The sequence below is a fragment of the Pantoea brenneri genome, assembly GCF_038594305.1.
In the GTDB taxonomy this organism is placed as follows: domain Bacteria; phylum Pseudomonadota; class Gammaproteobacteria; order Enterobacterales; family Enterobacteriaceae; genus Pantoea; species Pantoea brenneri.
This window is the reverse complement of the sequence record NZ_JBCGBG010000002.1, coordinates 227,474-242,039: the sequence shown is the minus strand read 5'-3', so window position 1 is coordinate 242,039 and position 14,566 is coordinate 227,474. Positions and strand designations below refer to the sequence as shown.

Annotated in this window: 15 protein-coding genes; 12 read left to right on the top strand and 3 right to left on the bottom strand. The window is 58.0% G+C overall.

Translation table 11 applies throughout. From position 1 onward, the window contains the following. Window positions 1–105: 105 nt before the first annotated feature. From AABB92_RS11925 to AABB92_RS11895, 7 genes are all read left to right on the top strand, one after another. Window positions 106–1,128 (top strand): isopenicillin N synthase family dioxygenase, encoded by a 1,023-nt coding sequence (locus AABB92_RS11925; protein WP_031377921.1) that lies wholly within the window; start codon window positions 106–108, stop codon window positions 1,126–1,128. Between the two features lie 16 nt (window positions 1,129–1,144). After that, on the top strand, window positions 1,145–1,948 hold the full coding sequence (locus AABB92_RS11920; protein ID WP_031377920.1) for a MetQ/NlpA family ABC transporter substrate-binding protein: 804 nt from the start codon (window positions 1,145–1,147) through the stop codon (window positions 1,946–1,948). After that, window positions 1,941–2,729 carry a methionine ABC transporter ATP-binding protein gene (locus tag AABB92_RS11915; RefSeq protein WP_052720620.1) on the top strand — a complete coding sequence of 263 codons (789 nt, stop codon included), beginning with the start codon at window positions 1,941–1,943 and terminating at the stop codon, window positions 2,727–2,729. Before AABB92_RS11920 ends, AABB92_RS11915 begins: the two co-directional genes overlap by 8 nt. Further along, window positions 2,717–3,385, top strand: a complete 669-nt coding sequence (locus AABB92_RS11910; protein ID WP_031377713.1) for a methionine ABC transporter permease — start codon at window positions 2,717–2,719, stop codon at window positions 3,383–3,385. The genes AABB92_RS11915 and AABB92_RS11910 overlap by 13 nt, the downstream gene beginning before the upstream one ends. Window positions 3,386–3,394: 9 nt before the next feature. Further along, window positions 3,395–4,465: an iron-containing alcohol dehydrogenase family protein gene (locus AABB92_RS11905; RefSeq protein WP_031377712.1), complete on the top strand. Its 1,071-nt coding sequence runs from the start codon at window positions 3,395–3,397 to the stop codon at window positions 4,463–4,465. 95 nt (window positions 4,466–4,560) lie between these two features. Continuing rightward, window positions 4,561–5,163 (top strand): NAD(P)H-dependent oxidoreductase, encoded by a 603-nt coding sequence (locus tag AABB92_RS11900; protein ID WP_046289302.1) that lies wholly within the window; start codon window positions 4,561–4,563, stop codon window positions 5,161–5,163. Continuing rightward, on the top strand, window positions 5,153–5,758 hold the full coding sequence (locus tag AABB92_RS11895; RefSeq protein WP_031377711.1) for a TetR/AcrR family transcriptional regulator: 606 nt from the start codon (window positions 5,153–5,155) through the stop codon (window positions 5,756–5,758). The genes AABB92_RS11900 and AABB92_RS11895 overlap by 11 nt, the downstream gene beginning before the upstream one ends. Window positions 5,759–5,845: 87 nt before the next feature. On the opposite strand, the gene malG is transcribed toward AABB92_RS11895, so the two are convergent. The 3 genes from malG to malE form a co-directional block, all read right to left on the bottom strand. Next, window positions 5,846–6,736 carry a maltose ABC transporter permease MalG gene (gene malG / locus AABB92_RS11890; RefSeq protein ID WP_031377710.1) on the bottom strand — a complete coding sequence of 297 codons (891 nt, stop codon included), beginning with the start codon at window positions 6,734–6,736 and terminating at the stop codon, window positions 5,846–5,848. 144 nt (window positions 6,737–6,880) lie between these two features. After that, window positions 6,881–8,407, bottom strand: coding sequence for a maltose ABC transporter permease MalF (gene malF / locus AABB92_RS11885; RefSeq protein WP_031377709.1), 1,527 nt, complete (start codon window positions 8,405–8,407; stop codon window positions 6,881–6,883). A gap of 57 nt (window positions 8,408–8,464) precedes the next feature. After that, window positions 8,465–9,655 carry a maltose/maltodextrin ABC transporter substrate-binding protein MalE gene (gene malE / locus AABB92_RS11880; RefSeq protein ID WP_031377708.1) on the bottom strand — a complete coding sequence of 397 codons (1,191 nt, stop codon included), beginning with the start codon at window positions 9,653–9,655 and terminating at the stop codon, window positions 8,465–8,467. 361 nt (window positions 9,656–10,016) lie between these two features. Here malE and malK point away from each other — a divergent pair, with 361 nt between their 5' ends. The 5 genes from malK to AABB92_RS11855 all read left to right on the top strand — a co-directional run bounded on the left by malK (window position 10,017) and on the right by AABB92_RS11855 (window position 14,542). Continuing rightward, window positions 10,017–11,126, top strand: a complete 1,110-nt coding sequence (malK, locus tag AABB92_RS11875) for a maltose/maltodextrin ABC transporter ATP-binding protein MalK (RefSeq protein ID WP_031377707.1) — start codon at window positions 10,017–10,019, stop codon at window positions 11,124–11,126. A gap of 42 nt (window positions 11,127–11,168) precedes the next feature. Further along, window positions 11,169–12,470 carry a maltoporin gene (locus AABB92_RS11870; protein WP_046289303.1) on the top strand — a complete coding sequence of 434 codons (1,302 nt, stop codon included), beginning with the start codon at window positions 11,169–11,171 and terminating at the stop codon, window positions 12,468–12,470. 104 nt (window positions 12,471–12,574) lie between these two features. Beyond that, a complete protein-coding gene (malM, locus tag AABB92_RS11865; protein ID WP_031377706.1) occupies window positions 12,575–13,504 on the top strand; it encodes a maltose operon protein MalM in 930 nt (309 codons plus the stop codon). 199 nt (window positions 13,505–13,703) lie between these two features. Beyond that, window positions 13,704–14,051: a type II toxin-antitoxin system PrlF family antitoxin gene (locus AABB92_RS11860; RefSeq protein WP_371316239.1), complete on the top strand. Its 348-nt coding sequence runs from the start codon at window positions 13,704–13,706 to the stop codon at window positions 14,049–14,051. A gap of 5 nt (window positions 14,052–14,056) precedes the next feature. After that, window positions 14,057–14,542 carry a type II toxin-antitoxin system YhaV family toxin gene (locus AABB92_RS11855; protein WP_031377704.1) on the top strand — a complete coding sequence of 162 codons (486 nt, stop codon included), beginning with the start codon at window positions 14,057–14,059 and terminating at the stop codon, window positions 14,540–14,542. Window positions 14,543–14,566 lie beyond the last annotated feature (24 nt).

Sequence of the window (14,566 nt, the reverse complement as noted above, 5' to 3'; positions counted from 1 at the left end):
TCGGGATATTCCCGCCGACTGAATATCGATAGCAGGATTAGTTGGTAGTTAAACACCCGGTGAACTGGCAAGGTTAATTCATTCCATGCCAACAGGGTGTCAATAATGAGTAAGATAGCGCCGTCAGAATTACCGATAATTGATTTCGCGTTATTGTCCGGTAATAAACAGCAGCAACAACAGTGTCTGGAAAAATTAGGCCAGGCAGCACGTGATGTCGGCTTCTTTTATTTAATTAATCACGGTATTGATGCTGAATTATTAAATGCGGTACAGCGTGTTGCCCGGGATTTTTTTGCGCTGCCCGAGCAGGAAAAATTATCGGTACAAATGGCCAACTCGCCCCATTTCCGCGGCTATAACCTTGCCGGTGTGGAAATTACCCGGAGCCAGCCTGACTTCCGCGAACAGTTTGATATTGGTGCAGAACGCGAAGCTCTGCCGGTGACCGCCGATTCACCCGCCTGGCTGCGGATGCAGGGACCCAATCAGTGGCCCGCCGCGCAGCCCGAGCTGCAAACGGTGGTGACCCGCTGGCAGCAGGAGATGACCGCGGTTGCGCTGGAGCTGCTGCGGGCCTTTGCCGAGGCGCTGGATCTGCCGCGTCACGCCTTCGACAATCTGTATGGCGACTACCCCAACGAGCATATCAAACTGATCCGCTATCCCGGCCGCACCGATGGCGAGTCACGCCAGGGCGTGGGTGCGCATAAAGATTCCGGTTTCCTGACGCTGCTGTTGCAGGACGACCAGCCGGGATTGCAGGTTGAGGTCACGCCTGACCACTGGATTGACGCATCGCCGTTGCCAGGCGCTTTTGTGGTGAATATCGGTGAACTGCTGGAGCTGGCCACCAACGGTTATCTGCGTGCCACCGTACATCGGGTGGTGTCGCCTCAGCAGTCCAGCGAGCGGTTATCGATCGCCTTCTTCCTCGGTGCACAGCTTGATGCGGTGGTGCCGGTCTATCAGCTGCCGCCTTCACTGGCGCAACAGGCGCAGGGACCGAGCAGCGATCCGCTTAATCCGCTGTTACGTGAGGTCGGCTGGAACTACCTCAAAGGGCGCTTACGTTCCCATCCTGAAGTCGCGCAGCGTTTCTATCCCGAACAACTTCAACACTCATAATCCTAAGAGAAAAATGATGATCAAAAAGCGCGTTTTAGCCCTTGCCGGGCTGACTTTACTGATTGCACAGAGTTTACAGGCGGCACCTTTACGTGTGGCCGCCGATCCGGTGCCGCACGCGGAAATTCTGGAATATGTCAAAACACTCGATCCGAAACTCGATTTTAACATCGTCGAGCTGAGCGGAGGCGTTAATGCCAACGAGCTGCTGGCGTCCGGTGACGTTGACGCCAACTACTTCCAGCATCTGCCTTATCTGAAAGATCAGGAAAAAGCGCTGGGGAAAACCTTCGCGGTAGCGGCCAGCGTGCACATTGAGCCGCTGGGCATTTACTCCCATAAAGTGAAAAGCCTGTCGGCCCTGCCGCAGGGAGCCAGCATTGCGGTGCCCAATAACACCACCAACCTGAGCCGGGCGCTGTGGCTGTTGCAGGATAAAGGGCTGATTAAACTTGGCGCGCAGGGCGAAGCGGGTTCAACGCTGGTGACGCCGAAAGATATCAGCGACAACCCGAAACAGATCAAAATTATCGAGATCGAGTCACCGCAACTGCCGCGGGCGCTGGATGATGTCGATGCGGCGGTCATCAACGGCAATTACGCGCTGGAGGCGGGACTGACGCCAGCGAAAGATGCGCTGGGACTGGAGTCTGCCAGCCACAATCCTTACGCCAACCTGCTGGTTACCACGCCAGCGCTGGCAAAAGATCCGCGTATTCTGCAACTGGCGAAAGATCTGCGCTCGCCACAGGTGGCCGACTTCATCCGTAAAAACTATCACGGCTCGGTGATACCGGTAGCGGACCCGCAGCATGATTAAACTCTCGCATCTCAGTAAACACTACCCCGGCGCGGCGACCCCCGCGCTGGATGACCTGTCGCTGACCATCGAAGAGGGAACGATTTTTGGCATTTTAGGCCGCAGCGGTGCCGGAAAGAGTACCCTGCTGCGTTGCCTGAACCGGCTGGAAAGCCCCTCCAGCGGCCAGATTGAGATCGACGGTCAGGACATCGCCGCCATGAGCCTGGCGCAGTTGCGCCAGCAGCGGCAGCAGATGGGCATGATCTTCCAGCACTTCAATCTGCTGCACTCGCGCAATGTACACGACAACATCGACCTGCCGCTGGAGATCGCCGGCGTGCCGGCGGCGGCGCGGCGTCAGCGGGTCAGCGAACTGCTGCAACTGGTCGGGCTGGAGCACTTTGCCCGCGCCTGGCCGTCGCAGCTCTCCGGCGGACAGAAGCAGCGGGTCGGCATTGCCCGCGCGCTGGCCGCCCGACCGCGTTATCTGCTGTGTGATGAAGCGACCAGCGCGCTCGATCCTGAAACCACCGGCTCGATTCTGGACTTACTGGCTGATATCCAGCAGCAGCTCAATATCACTATCGTATTAATCACCCACGAAATGACGGTGGTCAAACGCATCTGCGAAGGTGCCGCGCTGCTGGAGCAGGGGCGGCTGGTGGAGAGTGGTTCCCTGAGCCAGATCATGTCACGTGAAGAGGGACGCCTGCGGCAGATGCTGCTGCAGGATGGCGCAGCGGATCGGGCATTTATCGAGAAATATCAACGTGGAGCCGTAACACGATGCGTAGCCTGACCAGCGAACGTTTTCAGCAACTGCTGCTGAACGCCACCGCAGAAACGCTTTACATGGTGCTGCTGGCCGCGCTCTTTACTGTGGCAATCGGTTTGCCGGTCGGGGTCGTGCTGTTTCTGACCCGCCCGCAGGGCATTCTGCCTAACCGGGGCGTGTCATGGCTGCTGAATGCACTGGTTAACATTGGCCGGGCGCTGCCGTTTGTGGTGCTGTTGATCGCGTTGATTCCGTTTACCCGCTTGCTGGTCGGTACCACGCTGGGCAGCACGGCGGCGATCGTGCCGATCACCCTGGGCGCTTTTCCCTTTTTTGCCCGCATCGTTGAAAACGCGCTGGATGAGGTGGATCGAGGACGGATTGAAGCGGTGGTATCGATGGGCGGCACCCTGTGGCATATCGTCAGCCGCGTGCTGCTGCCGGAAGCCTTACCGGCGTTGGTGGCGGGCATTACCCTGACGATTGTGATGCTGATTGGCTTCTCGGCAATGGCCGGTGTGGTCGGCGGTGGGGGATTGGGCGATCTGGCGATCCGTTACGGTTATCAGCGTTTTGATAACCAGATTATGGCCGCCACCATCGTGGTGCTGCTGGCGCTGGTGATGCTGATTCAAAAACTGGGCGATCGGCTGGTCCGCTCGCTGGCCTATCGTCGCTAAGGGGGATTGATGTTTCGTGTGATGTCGCCGAAAGGCTATCTGCAACGTCCCGGCCTGCGGGCAGAGGTGGGTGAAATCATCCGGCCGCTGGCCACACATATTCACATCCTGACCTCGCCGCGCGCCTGGCAGGCGGTCAATCCGCAGCTGAGTATCAGCCTGGAGCGGGCCGGCATACGCTGGCAGCTCGACGTTTTAAACGGCGAATGTACCGAGGCGGCGATTGCCGGGCTACAGCAGCAGGTGCAGACGCACGGCGCATCGCTGATTCTGGCGATTGGCGGCGGGCGGGTGCTGGACTGCGCTAAAGCGGTCAATGATGCGCTGCCGCAGGTCCGGCTGGTTAACATGGCGACCGTAGCAGCGACCTGTGCGGCCTGGTCACCGCTGGCGATTGTTTACAATCAGCAGGGCGGTCATCTGCGCAGCCAGCCGCTCAGCAGCATGCCGGAGTGGATTCTGGTCGACAGCGAGGTGATTGCCGCCAGCGATGTACGTTATCTGCGCGCCGGAATGGTGGATGCGCTGGCGAAATGGATTGAGTTTGAACCCTATCAGCGGCAGACGCCGCATCAACTGGCACTGGATTTGAAAGTTAACGCCGCCAGGCAGGCGCTGGAGTGGTGCGATCGCTGGGGCGAGGAGGCGGTGGCAGCCAACGTCGCGCAGCAGGTGACGCCCGCGCTGGAAAAGATTATCGAAGCCAATATTGTGCTGGCCGGGCTGGCGAACAGTATTCAGGACAGCCTGGCCACGCCAGGATTTGCTCATGTTATTCATGACCGTCTGACGCATCAGCCTGAGCTTCACCACTGGCTGCACGGTGAAAAAGTCGGCTTCAGCCTGCTGGTACATTCTCTGATCGAGCAGGATAACGGGCAGGTCGAGCCGACGCTGTTATCGCTGCTGCGGCGTTTCAACAGCCCGCTGACGCTGCCCGCCGGGATCGACGACGCCACGCTGCAACAGATCGCCCGTGAGATTCATTTCCCCGACGCCAGCCTGGCGGATCTGCCCTTTACTATCGACCCGTACAAGCTGGAACAGGCGCTACGGGCGACCGCGACCTTTAAACCGTAAATGCGGTCTGCACCATTGCCGGTAAACATCGCTTGCTAACCTACTAATCGTAACCTACCTTTAGTAACTTAATAGTGATGAAGGAGGTGACGACCATGCACGCATTAATTGTGACGGCCCATCCCGATCGGGATGCACATACTCACCGCGTTGCGGAGCAGCTTGCGCGCGGCATCATTGCCAGCGGTCAGCATAGCGTTGAACAGGCTGACCTGGCGGCTGAAGGGTTTGATCCGCGTTTTACTCTTCATGACGTGCGGCAGTTTAAAGGCCAGGCTGCTTCGCCGCCTGATGTGCTGGCTGAACAGCAGCGGGTGGATCGCGCCGACGCGCTGGTACTGGTCTATCCGATCTACTGGTGGTCATTTCCGGCGCAGCTGAAAGGCTGGATTGATCGGGTCTTTACCCAGGGCTGGGCTTACCAGGAGCAGGAAGGGAGGATAGTGAAACGTCTCGGCCATCTTCCGGTTCATCTGCTGGCGCTGGGGGCGGCCGATACGCGGACCTATCTGCGGCACGGCTACTTCGCCAGCATGCGCAATGAAATTGAGCACGGCATCTTCGATTACTGCGGCGCACCGGTGGTGACCAGTGAACTGTTGCTGACCGGCGATGAGGGCTATCCTGAGTCGCACTATCAGCAGGCCCGACAGTTGGGTCAGCGTTTGTTTGTCGATCGGAGATCTCATGACCAGTGAAAAGTCCGCCAGGCCGCGCCTGTCGCGTGAAGCCCGGCGCAGACAGTTGTTAGACGTTGCATGGCAGTTAATGCAGGCCGAAGGCAGTGATGGCCTGACGCTGGCGCGGGTCGGTGATGCCGCCGGGGTCAGTAAGCCGGTGGTATACGACCACTTCACAACCCGTCATGGTTTGCTGGCGGCCCTGTATGCTGATTTTGATCGTCGCCAGACCGAACTGATGGAAGCGGCCATGCGCGCCGCGTCACCGCGGTTGCAGCAAAAAGCGGCGGTGCTGGCCGCCTGTTATGTGGATTGCGTGATGACGGAGGGACGTGAAATCCCTGAATTGTTATCAGCACTCAGCACCTCGCCTGAACTTGCCGCCGTTAAACGTCATTATCAGCTCGACTTTATTGCCCGCTGTCAGCAGTGGTTTGCGCCTTTCAGCGGCGAAAACCGGATTGCTGACGCCGCAATGTGGGGAATGCTGGGGGCGGCAGATGCGATAGCCGGCGCGGTGGTACGCGGCGATATCAGTCAGGCAGAAGGTGAGCAGACGTTAACCGCGATCATCCTGGCGCTAGTGGCAGGCAGCGGCGGGTCCGGTTGCTGACAGCATAAAAATGGCGGCCCGCAGGCCGCCTAATCCTCAACCACAACGGATGTTGTGTAAGCAGTGGCAACGTACAATGATGATCGTTTACCCTTTCACGCCGCCGGCGGTTAAGCCGCTGACCAGCCAGCGCTGTGCCAGCAGGAAGACCAGGGTGATAGGAATGGCCGAGAGCACCGCCGCCGCGGCGAAATCGCCCCACAGGTAGTTCTGTGGATTAAGGTATTGTTGCATCCCCACCGCCAGGGTGTAACTGTTGACATCGCGCAGCAGCAGCGACGCAACCGGCACCTCGGTGACGGCGGCGATAAACGCCAGAATAAATACTACTGCCAGAATCGGTACCGACAGCGGCAACAGCACCAGCCGGAACGCCTGCCACGGCGTGGCGCCGTCCAGCGCAGCGGCCTCTTCCAGCGAACCATCGATGGTTTCGAAATAGCCCTTAATGGTCCAGACATGCAGTGCGATACCGCCCAGATAGGCGAAAATCACCCCACCGTGAGTATTCAGCCCGATAAAGGGCAGATACTGGCCGAGTCGATCAAACAGGGCATACAGCGCCACCAGCGACAGCACCGCCGGGAACATCTGGAAAATCAGCATCCCCTTCAACAAACTGGCGCGACCGGTAAAGCGCATGCGGGCAAAGGCATAAGCGCAGGTGGTGGAGAGCGCCACAATGCCCAGCGCACTAATGGCCGCAATCTTGACCGAGTTCCACAACCACAACAGCACCGGAAAGGGCGGTGGCGTCACCCGACCATCGGCGTGTTCAACGCTGAAGCCCAGCGCCAGCCGCCAGTGCTCCCAGGAGATCTGCTCCGGGATCAGGCTGCCGGTGGCGAAGTTACCGGCGCGCAGTGAAATAGCGATCACCATCAGCAGTGGAAACAGGATGGCGGCAATAAATAACAGCAGCAGCAGATGCGTCGTCAGCAGACGCAGCCGTTGCGATTTTGGTTGTACCATAGCCATAACAACTCCTTAGCACCTGGTCCATCAGGCTATTTTATGTGTCACTCTGCAGCCGGGCAGTGCGCACAATCCTCACGTACTACCTGTACGCTCCGGTTGTTCCGCGCCTGCCTGCAACGATTACGCCTGGTGGGGCCAGGCTCCTTAGTCGAATTTCATCCGTGACGCTTTCAGGTTAATCACCGCCAGCGCACCCACCAGCAGGAAGATCAGGGTGGCAATGGCCGCCGCCAGACCAAAGTCCTGTCCGCCGCCGCCTTCAAAGGCGATACGCCAGGTGTAGTTGACCAGCAGGTCGGTATAGCCCGCCGGGGTAGTGGTACCGATCCGATCCGGCCCGCCGTTGGTCAGCAGTTGTACCAGCACAAAGTTGTTAAAGTTAAAGGCGAAGCTGGCGATCATCAGCGGCATCAACGGCTTCAGCAGCAGTGGCAGGGTGATCAGGAAAAAGTTTTGCAACGGTCCGGCCCCGTCCATCGCAGAGGCTTCATACAGATCGTCAGGAATCGCCTTCAGCAGTCCCATGCACAGGATCATCATGTAGGGATAACCCAGCCAGGTGTTGACGATAATCAGCATGGTGCGCGCCAGCGTCGGATCGCTGAACCAGGCGGGCTTCACGCCAAACAGCGCGCTGAGCATCACGTTGATCTCACCGAAACTCTGGTTAAACAGTCCCTTGAAGATCAGAATCGAGATAAACGCCGGTACCGCATAAGGCAGGATCAGCATCACCCGGTAAACCGCTTTGCCGCGCAGCGCCTCCCACTGCACCAGACAAGCCAGCACCATACCGACCGCCACGGTCAGCACCACGGTGATCAGCGAGAACAGCAGCGTCCAGCCGAAGATCGCCAGGAACGGCTTCTGAATACCTTCATCGGTAAACACCCGCAGGAAATTCTTCCAGCCGGTATTGACGGTGAAGCCAGGGCTCAGGGTTTCATTCGCCCAGCTACCATCGGCGTTAATCGCCTGATAGAAACCGGTTTGCGGGTTAGCGCGATAGTGCGTTCCGCTCTGCTGGTTAGTCAGCTCATCCTGCGCGCCAACCTGATACAGCGGCTGGGTGCCGGAGAACTGCCGCAGTGAACTCATGCGTAACTGACGGCCATCCGGCAACACCGCACTGATCTGACTCAGCGCCTGTCGATTGCCGGTGATCACCCGCAGCGTGGCGCGCTCGCCAGCCGGTTGCGCGGCGGGCTGCATTTTCAGCTGCTGTTCACCGCCAAAGCGGAACGGCGGCGAGACAAAATGGTTGCCATTTTCATCCAGCCTCAGTTGCCAGCGATCGCCCGCCGGATAGAGCGAGAAACTGACAGCTTCACCCGACTGGAAGGAACGGCTCAGCAGTACCTGCTGCGCCCGCTCAAAGGTGAGCTGGTTGGTGCTGCTGTAGTTGGTAAAGGCGATGGCGATGGTACAGGCGAGCGGAAACAGCACGAACAGCGCCATCCCCGCCACGCCGGGATAAACATAGCGCCAGGCATAGGCGCGACGATTCGCGTAGATCCACAGGCCGAGCGCACTGAGGATCAGCGTCAGCAGCGCAAACAGATATTCACCCTGCGCATACATCAGCACCAGCAGATAGCCGACCAGCAGACAGCAGATCCCGATGAGAACGCTTTTAATCAACAGACCTGGCGTTTTCGGTTTTCCTGACATGATGCGGTTTTCCTTAACGGTCACTCAAGCCGGGTTGCCCCGGCTGTAAAGGGAGGATTACTTTTTCAGGCGCGCCTGGGCATCTTTCAGGGCAGCGTCAACGCTCTGACGACCGCCCAGCGCATTCAGGGTAGCGGTGCGCATGGCGTACCAGAACGCTGCCATCTGCGGGATGTTCGGCATGATATCGCCGTGGCGGGCGTTGCTCATGGTGGCGGCGATACGGGAATCTTTCTCCAGCGTCTGCTGGAATGATTTCAGCGCCACGGCACCCAGCGGCTTGTCTTTGTTAACCGCGTCCAGTCCGGCGTCGGTCAGCAGGTAGTTTTCCAGAAACTCTTTTGCCAGTTCTTTATTGGGGCTGGCGGCGTTGATACCGGCACTCAGCACGCCGACAAAGGCTTTCGACGGTTTGCCGTTCAGCGTCGGTAACTCAGCAACGCCATAGTCGATGCCGCTTTTATCGATGTTGCTCCACGCCCAGGGACCGTTAATGGTCATGGCGGTTTGACCCTTGTTGAAAGCGGCTTCAGCAATCGAGTAGTCGGTATCGGCGTTGAGGGTTTTGGCCTTGACCTGATCGACCAGGAACTGCATGCCCGCTTTGGCCCCGGCGTTATCCACTCCGACATCCTTCACGTCATAACGGCCGTCATTCAGCTTAAAGGCATAAGCGCCACCGGCGGCCAGCAGCGGCCAGGTGAAATAGGGTTCCTGCAGGTTAAACATGATGGCGCTTTTGCCTTTGGCGCGCATTTGCTTGTCGAGCCCGGCAATCTCTTCCCAGGTTTTCGGCGGTGTCGGCAGCAGCTTTTTGTTGTAAATCAGCGACAGCGACTCAACCGAAATCGGATAGCCGATTAGCTTGCCGTCAAAGCGCACCGCATCCCAGGTGAAGGGGAAGATTTTTTGCTGGAAGCTGGCGTCAGGCGTGATCTCAGCCAGCAGGCCCGACTGTGCGTAGCCGCCAAAGCGGTCGTGAGCCCAGAAAATGATATCCGGGCCATCGCCGGTGGCGGCCACCTGCGGATATTTCTCTTCCATCTTATCAGGATGCTCCACCGTCACTTTAATGCCGGTCTCCTGTTCAAACTTCTTACCGACCTCGGCAAGGCCGTTATAGCCCTTGTCGCCGTTGATCCAGATGACCAACTTGCCTTCCTCAATTTTTGCCACTGCGGATGCTGAAAACAGCACGGCAGAGAGGGCAGAGAGGGCCAGAATTCGTGCACCGGTTTTCATCGTCATAAGTCCATCCTGTTTGCGGAAGCGGTGATTGCTCTACCGGCAACATTGTGCGCATCCGTCACCGCTTCTCATCCTCCTTCGCTCTACGCCCTGTGGCTGAGGGGTGTGATCGCGCTGGCAAAAAGCGGGCGAAGCGGCCGGTTACGGGCTAAAAAATCCGGCAGGTCTGCGTTAGCGATCACAAAAAACCGCCGCCGCCCGCCCGCCGCCGCGTCAGCCCGCCTTTCTCCTCCTCCCGCCTCCTCCCCCAGCAGGTTGCGCTGCGGCGGAGGATGTTAGCCCCGCCATCCTTGCGCATAGTGAGCCCCGGAACCCGTCTGCCGAGAGCAGACACGAATGAGCAGCTAAGAGGGAAGGGATCATGGCGAGCGTTGTGCTACGCAATGTCACAAAAGCCTGGGGCGATACGGTGGTGTCGAAAGATATCGATCTCACTATTCGTGAAGGGGAATTTGTCGTTTTTGTTGGCCCATCAGGCTGTGGCAAATCAACACTGCTGCGCATGATTGCCGGACTGGAAACCATCACCAGCGGGGAGCTGCTGATTGGTGACCGCCGCATGAATGAGGTGCCGCCCGCCGAGCGCGGTATCGGCATGGTATTTCAATCCTATGCGCTCTACCCGCACCTGTCGGTGGCGGAAAACATGTCTTTTGGCCTGAAGCTGGCCGGGGTAAAAAAAGCGGAAATCCATCAGCGGGTCAACCAGGTGGCGGAAATCCTGCAACTGGCGCACCTGCTGGATCGCCGTCCTAAAGCGTTATCGGGTGGACAGCGTCAGCGCGTGGCAATTGGCCGCACGCTGGTGGCGGAACCGCGGGTTTTCCTGCTGGATGAACCGCTCTCTAACCTTGATGCGGCGCTGCGCGTCCAGATGCGGATTGAGATCTCCCGTCTGCATAAGCGCCTGAAGCGCACCATGATTTACGTCACCCACGATCAGATCGAAGCGATGACGCTGGCCGATAAGATTGTGGTGCTCGACGCCGGGCGCATCGCGCAGGTCGGCAAGCCGCTGGAGCTTTACCACTATCCCGCCAACCGCTTTGTGGCCGGCTTCATCGGCTCGCCAAAAATGAATTTCCTGCCGGTCAAAGTGACCGCCACCGCCATCGATCAGGTGCAGGTCCGGCTGCCGAATCAGCAACTGGTCTGGCTGCCGGTCGACAGTGCGGGCGTGCAGGTCGGCAGCAATATGTCTCTGGGCATCCGCCCTGAACATCTGCTCTCCAGCGATATCGCCGATGTCACCCTTGAGGGTGAAGTGCAGGTGGTAGAGCAGCTGGGGCATGAAACACAGATCCATATCCAGATTCCCGCCATTCGTCAAAACCTGGTCTACCGCCAGGAAGACGTCGTGCTGGTAAAAGAGGGCGCCATCCTCGGTATCGGCCTGCCGCCCGAGCGCTGTCACCTGTTCCGTGAGGACGGGAGCGCCTGTCGCAGGCTGTATCAGGAGCTGGGTGTATAGCCCTGCCAAAACAATAAAAGCAATGACCTCAGGAGATAGAAAATGTTAACTCTGCGCAAACTTCCCCTCGCCGTTGCCGTCGCGGTGGGAACCCTCTCCGCCCCGACGATGGCGGTCGATTTTACCGGGTACGCCCGTTCCGGCATTGGCTGGACCGGCAGCGGTGGTGAACAGCAATGTTTTCAGGCCACCGGTGCTCAAAGTAAATACCGTCTGGGTAACGAATGCGAAACCTACGCCGAATTAAAATTAGGTCAGGAAGTGTGGAAAGAGGGCGATAAGAGCTTCTATTTCGACACCAACGTGGCCTACTCCGTGGCGCAGCAGAATGACTGGGAAGCGACCTCTCCGGCCTTCCGTGAAGCCAATGTGAAAGGTAAAAACCTGATCGAAGCGCTGCCAGGCTCAACCATCTGGGCCGGTAAGCGCTTCTATCAGCGTCATGACGTTCACATGATCGACTTCTACTACTGGGATATCTCTGGTCCGGGTGCCGGTCTGGAAGATGTGGATCTCGGTTTCGGTAAGCTGTCATTCGCCGCCACCCGTTCGTCTGAAGCGGGCGGGTCTTACACCTTCTCCAGCGATCGGATCCGTGACTTCGCCACCAGCACCGCCAACGACGTGTTTGACGTGCGCCTCGCCGGACTGGAAACCAACACCAACGGCGTGCTGGAGCTGGGGGTCGACTACGGTCGCGCCAATGCCCGTGATGACTACCGTCTGGAAGACGGCGCCTCTAAAGATGGCTGGATGTTCACTGCTGAACATACCCAGAGCATGCTGAAGGGCTACAACAAATTTGTGCTGCAGTATGCCACCGATGCGCTGACCTCACAGGGCAAAGGAGTGCCGCAGGGCACCAGCCTCAACAACAACGGCGATATGTATCGCATCCTCGACCACGGTGCGATCTCGCTGGCGGAACGCTGGGACCTGATGTACGTGGCGATGTATCAGAACATCGATCTGGATAATAACCGCGGCACCGAATGGTACACCGTCGGCGTGCGCCCGATGTACAAATGGACACCGATCATGAGCACCCTGCTGGAGCTGGGCTACGACAACGTGAAGTCGCAGCAGGCTAACGAACGCAACGGCCAGTATAAAATCACGCTGGCGCAGCAGTGGCAGGCGGGTGACAGCATCTGGTCACGTCCGGCGCTGCGCGTATTCGCCACCTACGCCAAGTGGGATGAGAAGTGGGGCTATAACAAAGACAGCGCCGGCGATCTCACCACCTTCGCCTCTGCTGACAGCAGCGGTAACGGCATCCTGACCAACAGCCGTGGCGACAACGACGAGATTACCTTCGGTGCGCAGATGGAAATCTGGTGGTAAGCCGACGCTCTCCAGCCCAGGCGCGGCGGCGCGCCTGATTGGTCTTTTTGGTCACGGTGCGCCATTGCCTGGTTCGTGCCGTGGCCTGCAATAAGGTAGGCATAATGAAAATGACAAAAACCCTGACGGCGCTCTGCCTGAGCGCGGCGTTACTGGCCGGACACAGTCTGCCAGCCCTGGCGGACATCAATCTGGTGCCGCAGGATCTCTCCTCTGCTCCGCAGGTTGCGCCGGAAACGCTGCAACACCTGAGCTGGCTGCCGGTTGCCGCTTCTCAGACCCAGGTTACCCAGCTGGCGACCAGTGGACAGTCACTGAATGCTCCGCACGTTGCCGGACCAGTGGCGGCCTACAGTCTGCCGGCCAATATCGGTGAACTGACGCTGACGCTGAGCAGCGAAGTGGCGAACAATCAGGTTTTCGCCCCGAACGTGCTGGTGCTGGATGAAAATATGCGGCCCGCCGCCTGGTTCCCGAGTCGCTACTTCACCTACCAGAAACCGGGTGTGATGGCGGCGGACCGGCTGGAAGGGGTGATGAAGCTCACGCCGGCGCTTGGCCAGCAAAAAATTTACCTGCTGGTGTTTACCACCGAGCAGGATCTGACCCAGACCACCACACTGCTTGACCCGGCGAAAGCTTACGCGCAGGGCACCGGTCACGCGGTACCGGATATTCCCGATCCGATCGCCCGTCACAGCCGTGAAGGGACGCTGAAGCTGAAACTGCAGACCAGTTCCGGCTCATCAATTCTGGTCGGCCCGCTGTTTGGCTCTTCCGGCCCTGGTCCGGTTACCGTCGGCAACACCGCTGCGGTTTCGCCAGCCGCCTACAGCGCTGCACCGGCCCCGGCACCAAAAGCCAAAGCTGAGCCGATCATCAATGAGACCGAAAGTTACTTTAACCAGAACATCAGACAGGCGGTGAACAGCGGCAATATCGATAAGGCGCTGAAATTGCTGGATGAAGCCGAGCGGCTGGGATCGACCTCCGCCCGGCAGACCTTTATCAGTAGTGTTAAAGGCAAGGGGTGAAACGGCCCCGACAATACTGATGTTGTCCCACCTGGTGCGCTGCGGCGCACCTTTTTTATGCTTATCACGCCAGATTACCCGGAAGCATAAAGCCGTAAACAACGCGTCATACCCACCCTGTAAGCGCACATAATGCATTTGCATTGCCAATGCAGATGCATTATTATGAGGTTATCTTTTTACCTTTTTGTGGGAGCGAATGATGGGAAATTTAACTCAGGCTGACGTATCGCTGCGGGCTTCTTCGAGACTGACCGCACGTAGCCAGACCACTATCCCCGCTGCCGTTCGTGATGCGATGAACCTGCAACCTGGCGAAAATATTGAATATGCGGTTCTTCCTGGCGGTAAAGTGCTTATCAGCCGGCAGGAAACGGTGTCGGATGATGATCCGGTTATGGCGAGTTTTCTCAGTTTCCTTGCGGATGATATGCGCCAGCATCCAGAGAAGATTAAAACGCTGGACGCCGCATTAGTCACACGCATTGCATCCTTAACCGCGGGAATGGATGTTAATCTGGATGCACCGCTCACGGACGACGAGTAAATCTGATGATTGATCGTGCTGCTGTAAAGGAATGGAAAATTTATCTTCATCCCTGCTTTGGGTCGCAACTGATTGCCTTAGTGGATGAAGTAGAATCACTCCGGGTTAAACACCCGGAAAGCTACCAAAAAAAAGCAGCCACCAAACTTTTAGCCGCGGTATTCAAAGTCATTAACAGTGAAATCGGTGCCGATCCGACTCAGGCGAAGTTCCGCCAGAGAAGCACGCTGGGCGATCACAACAGGCATTGGTTCCGTGCAAAATTTCTAATGCAGTATCGATTATTCTTCAGGTACAGCGAACAGTACAAAACCATTATTCTGGCGTGGATGAATGACTCAGAGACTAAGCGTGCTTATGGCAGTAAGCGCGATGCTTATAAAGTCTTTGCCATGATACTTGACGGCGGCTATCCCCCTGATGACTGGGAAACGCTGTTAAAGCAGGCTCAGGCTATGGACGCTTATCATCAGCCTGATGCTGAACGCTAAATGACCCCGGCCAGCAGCCGGGGT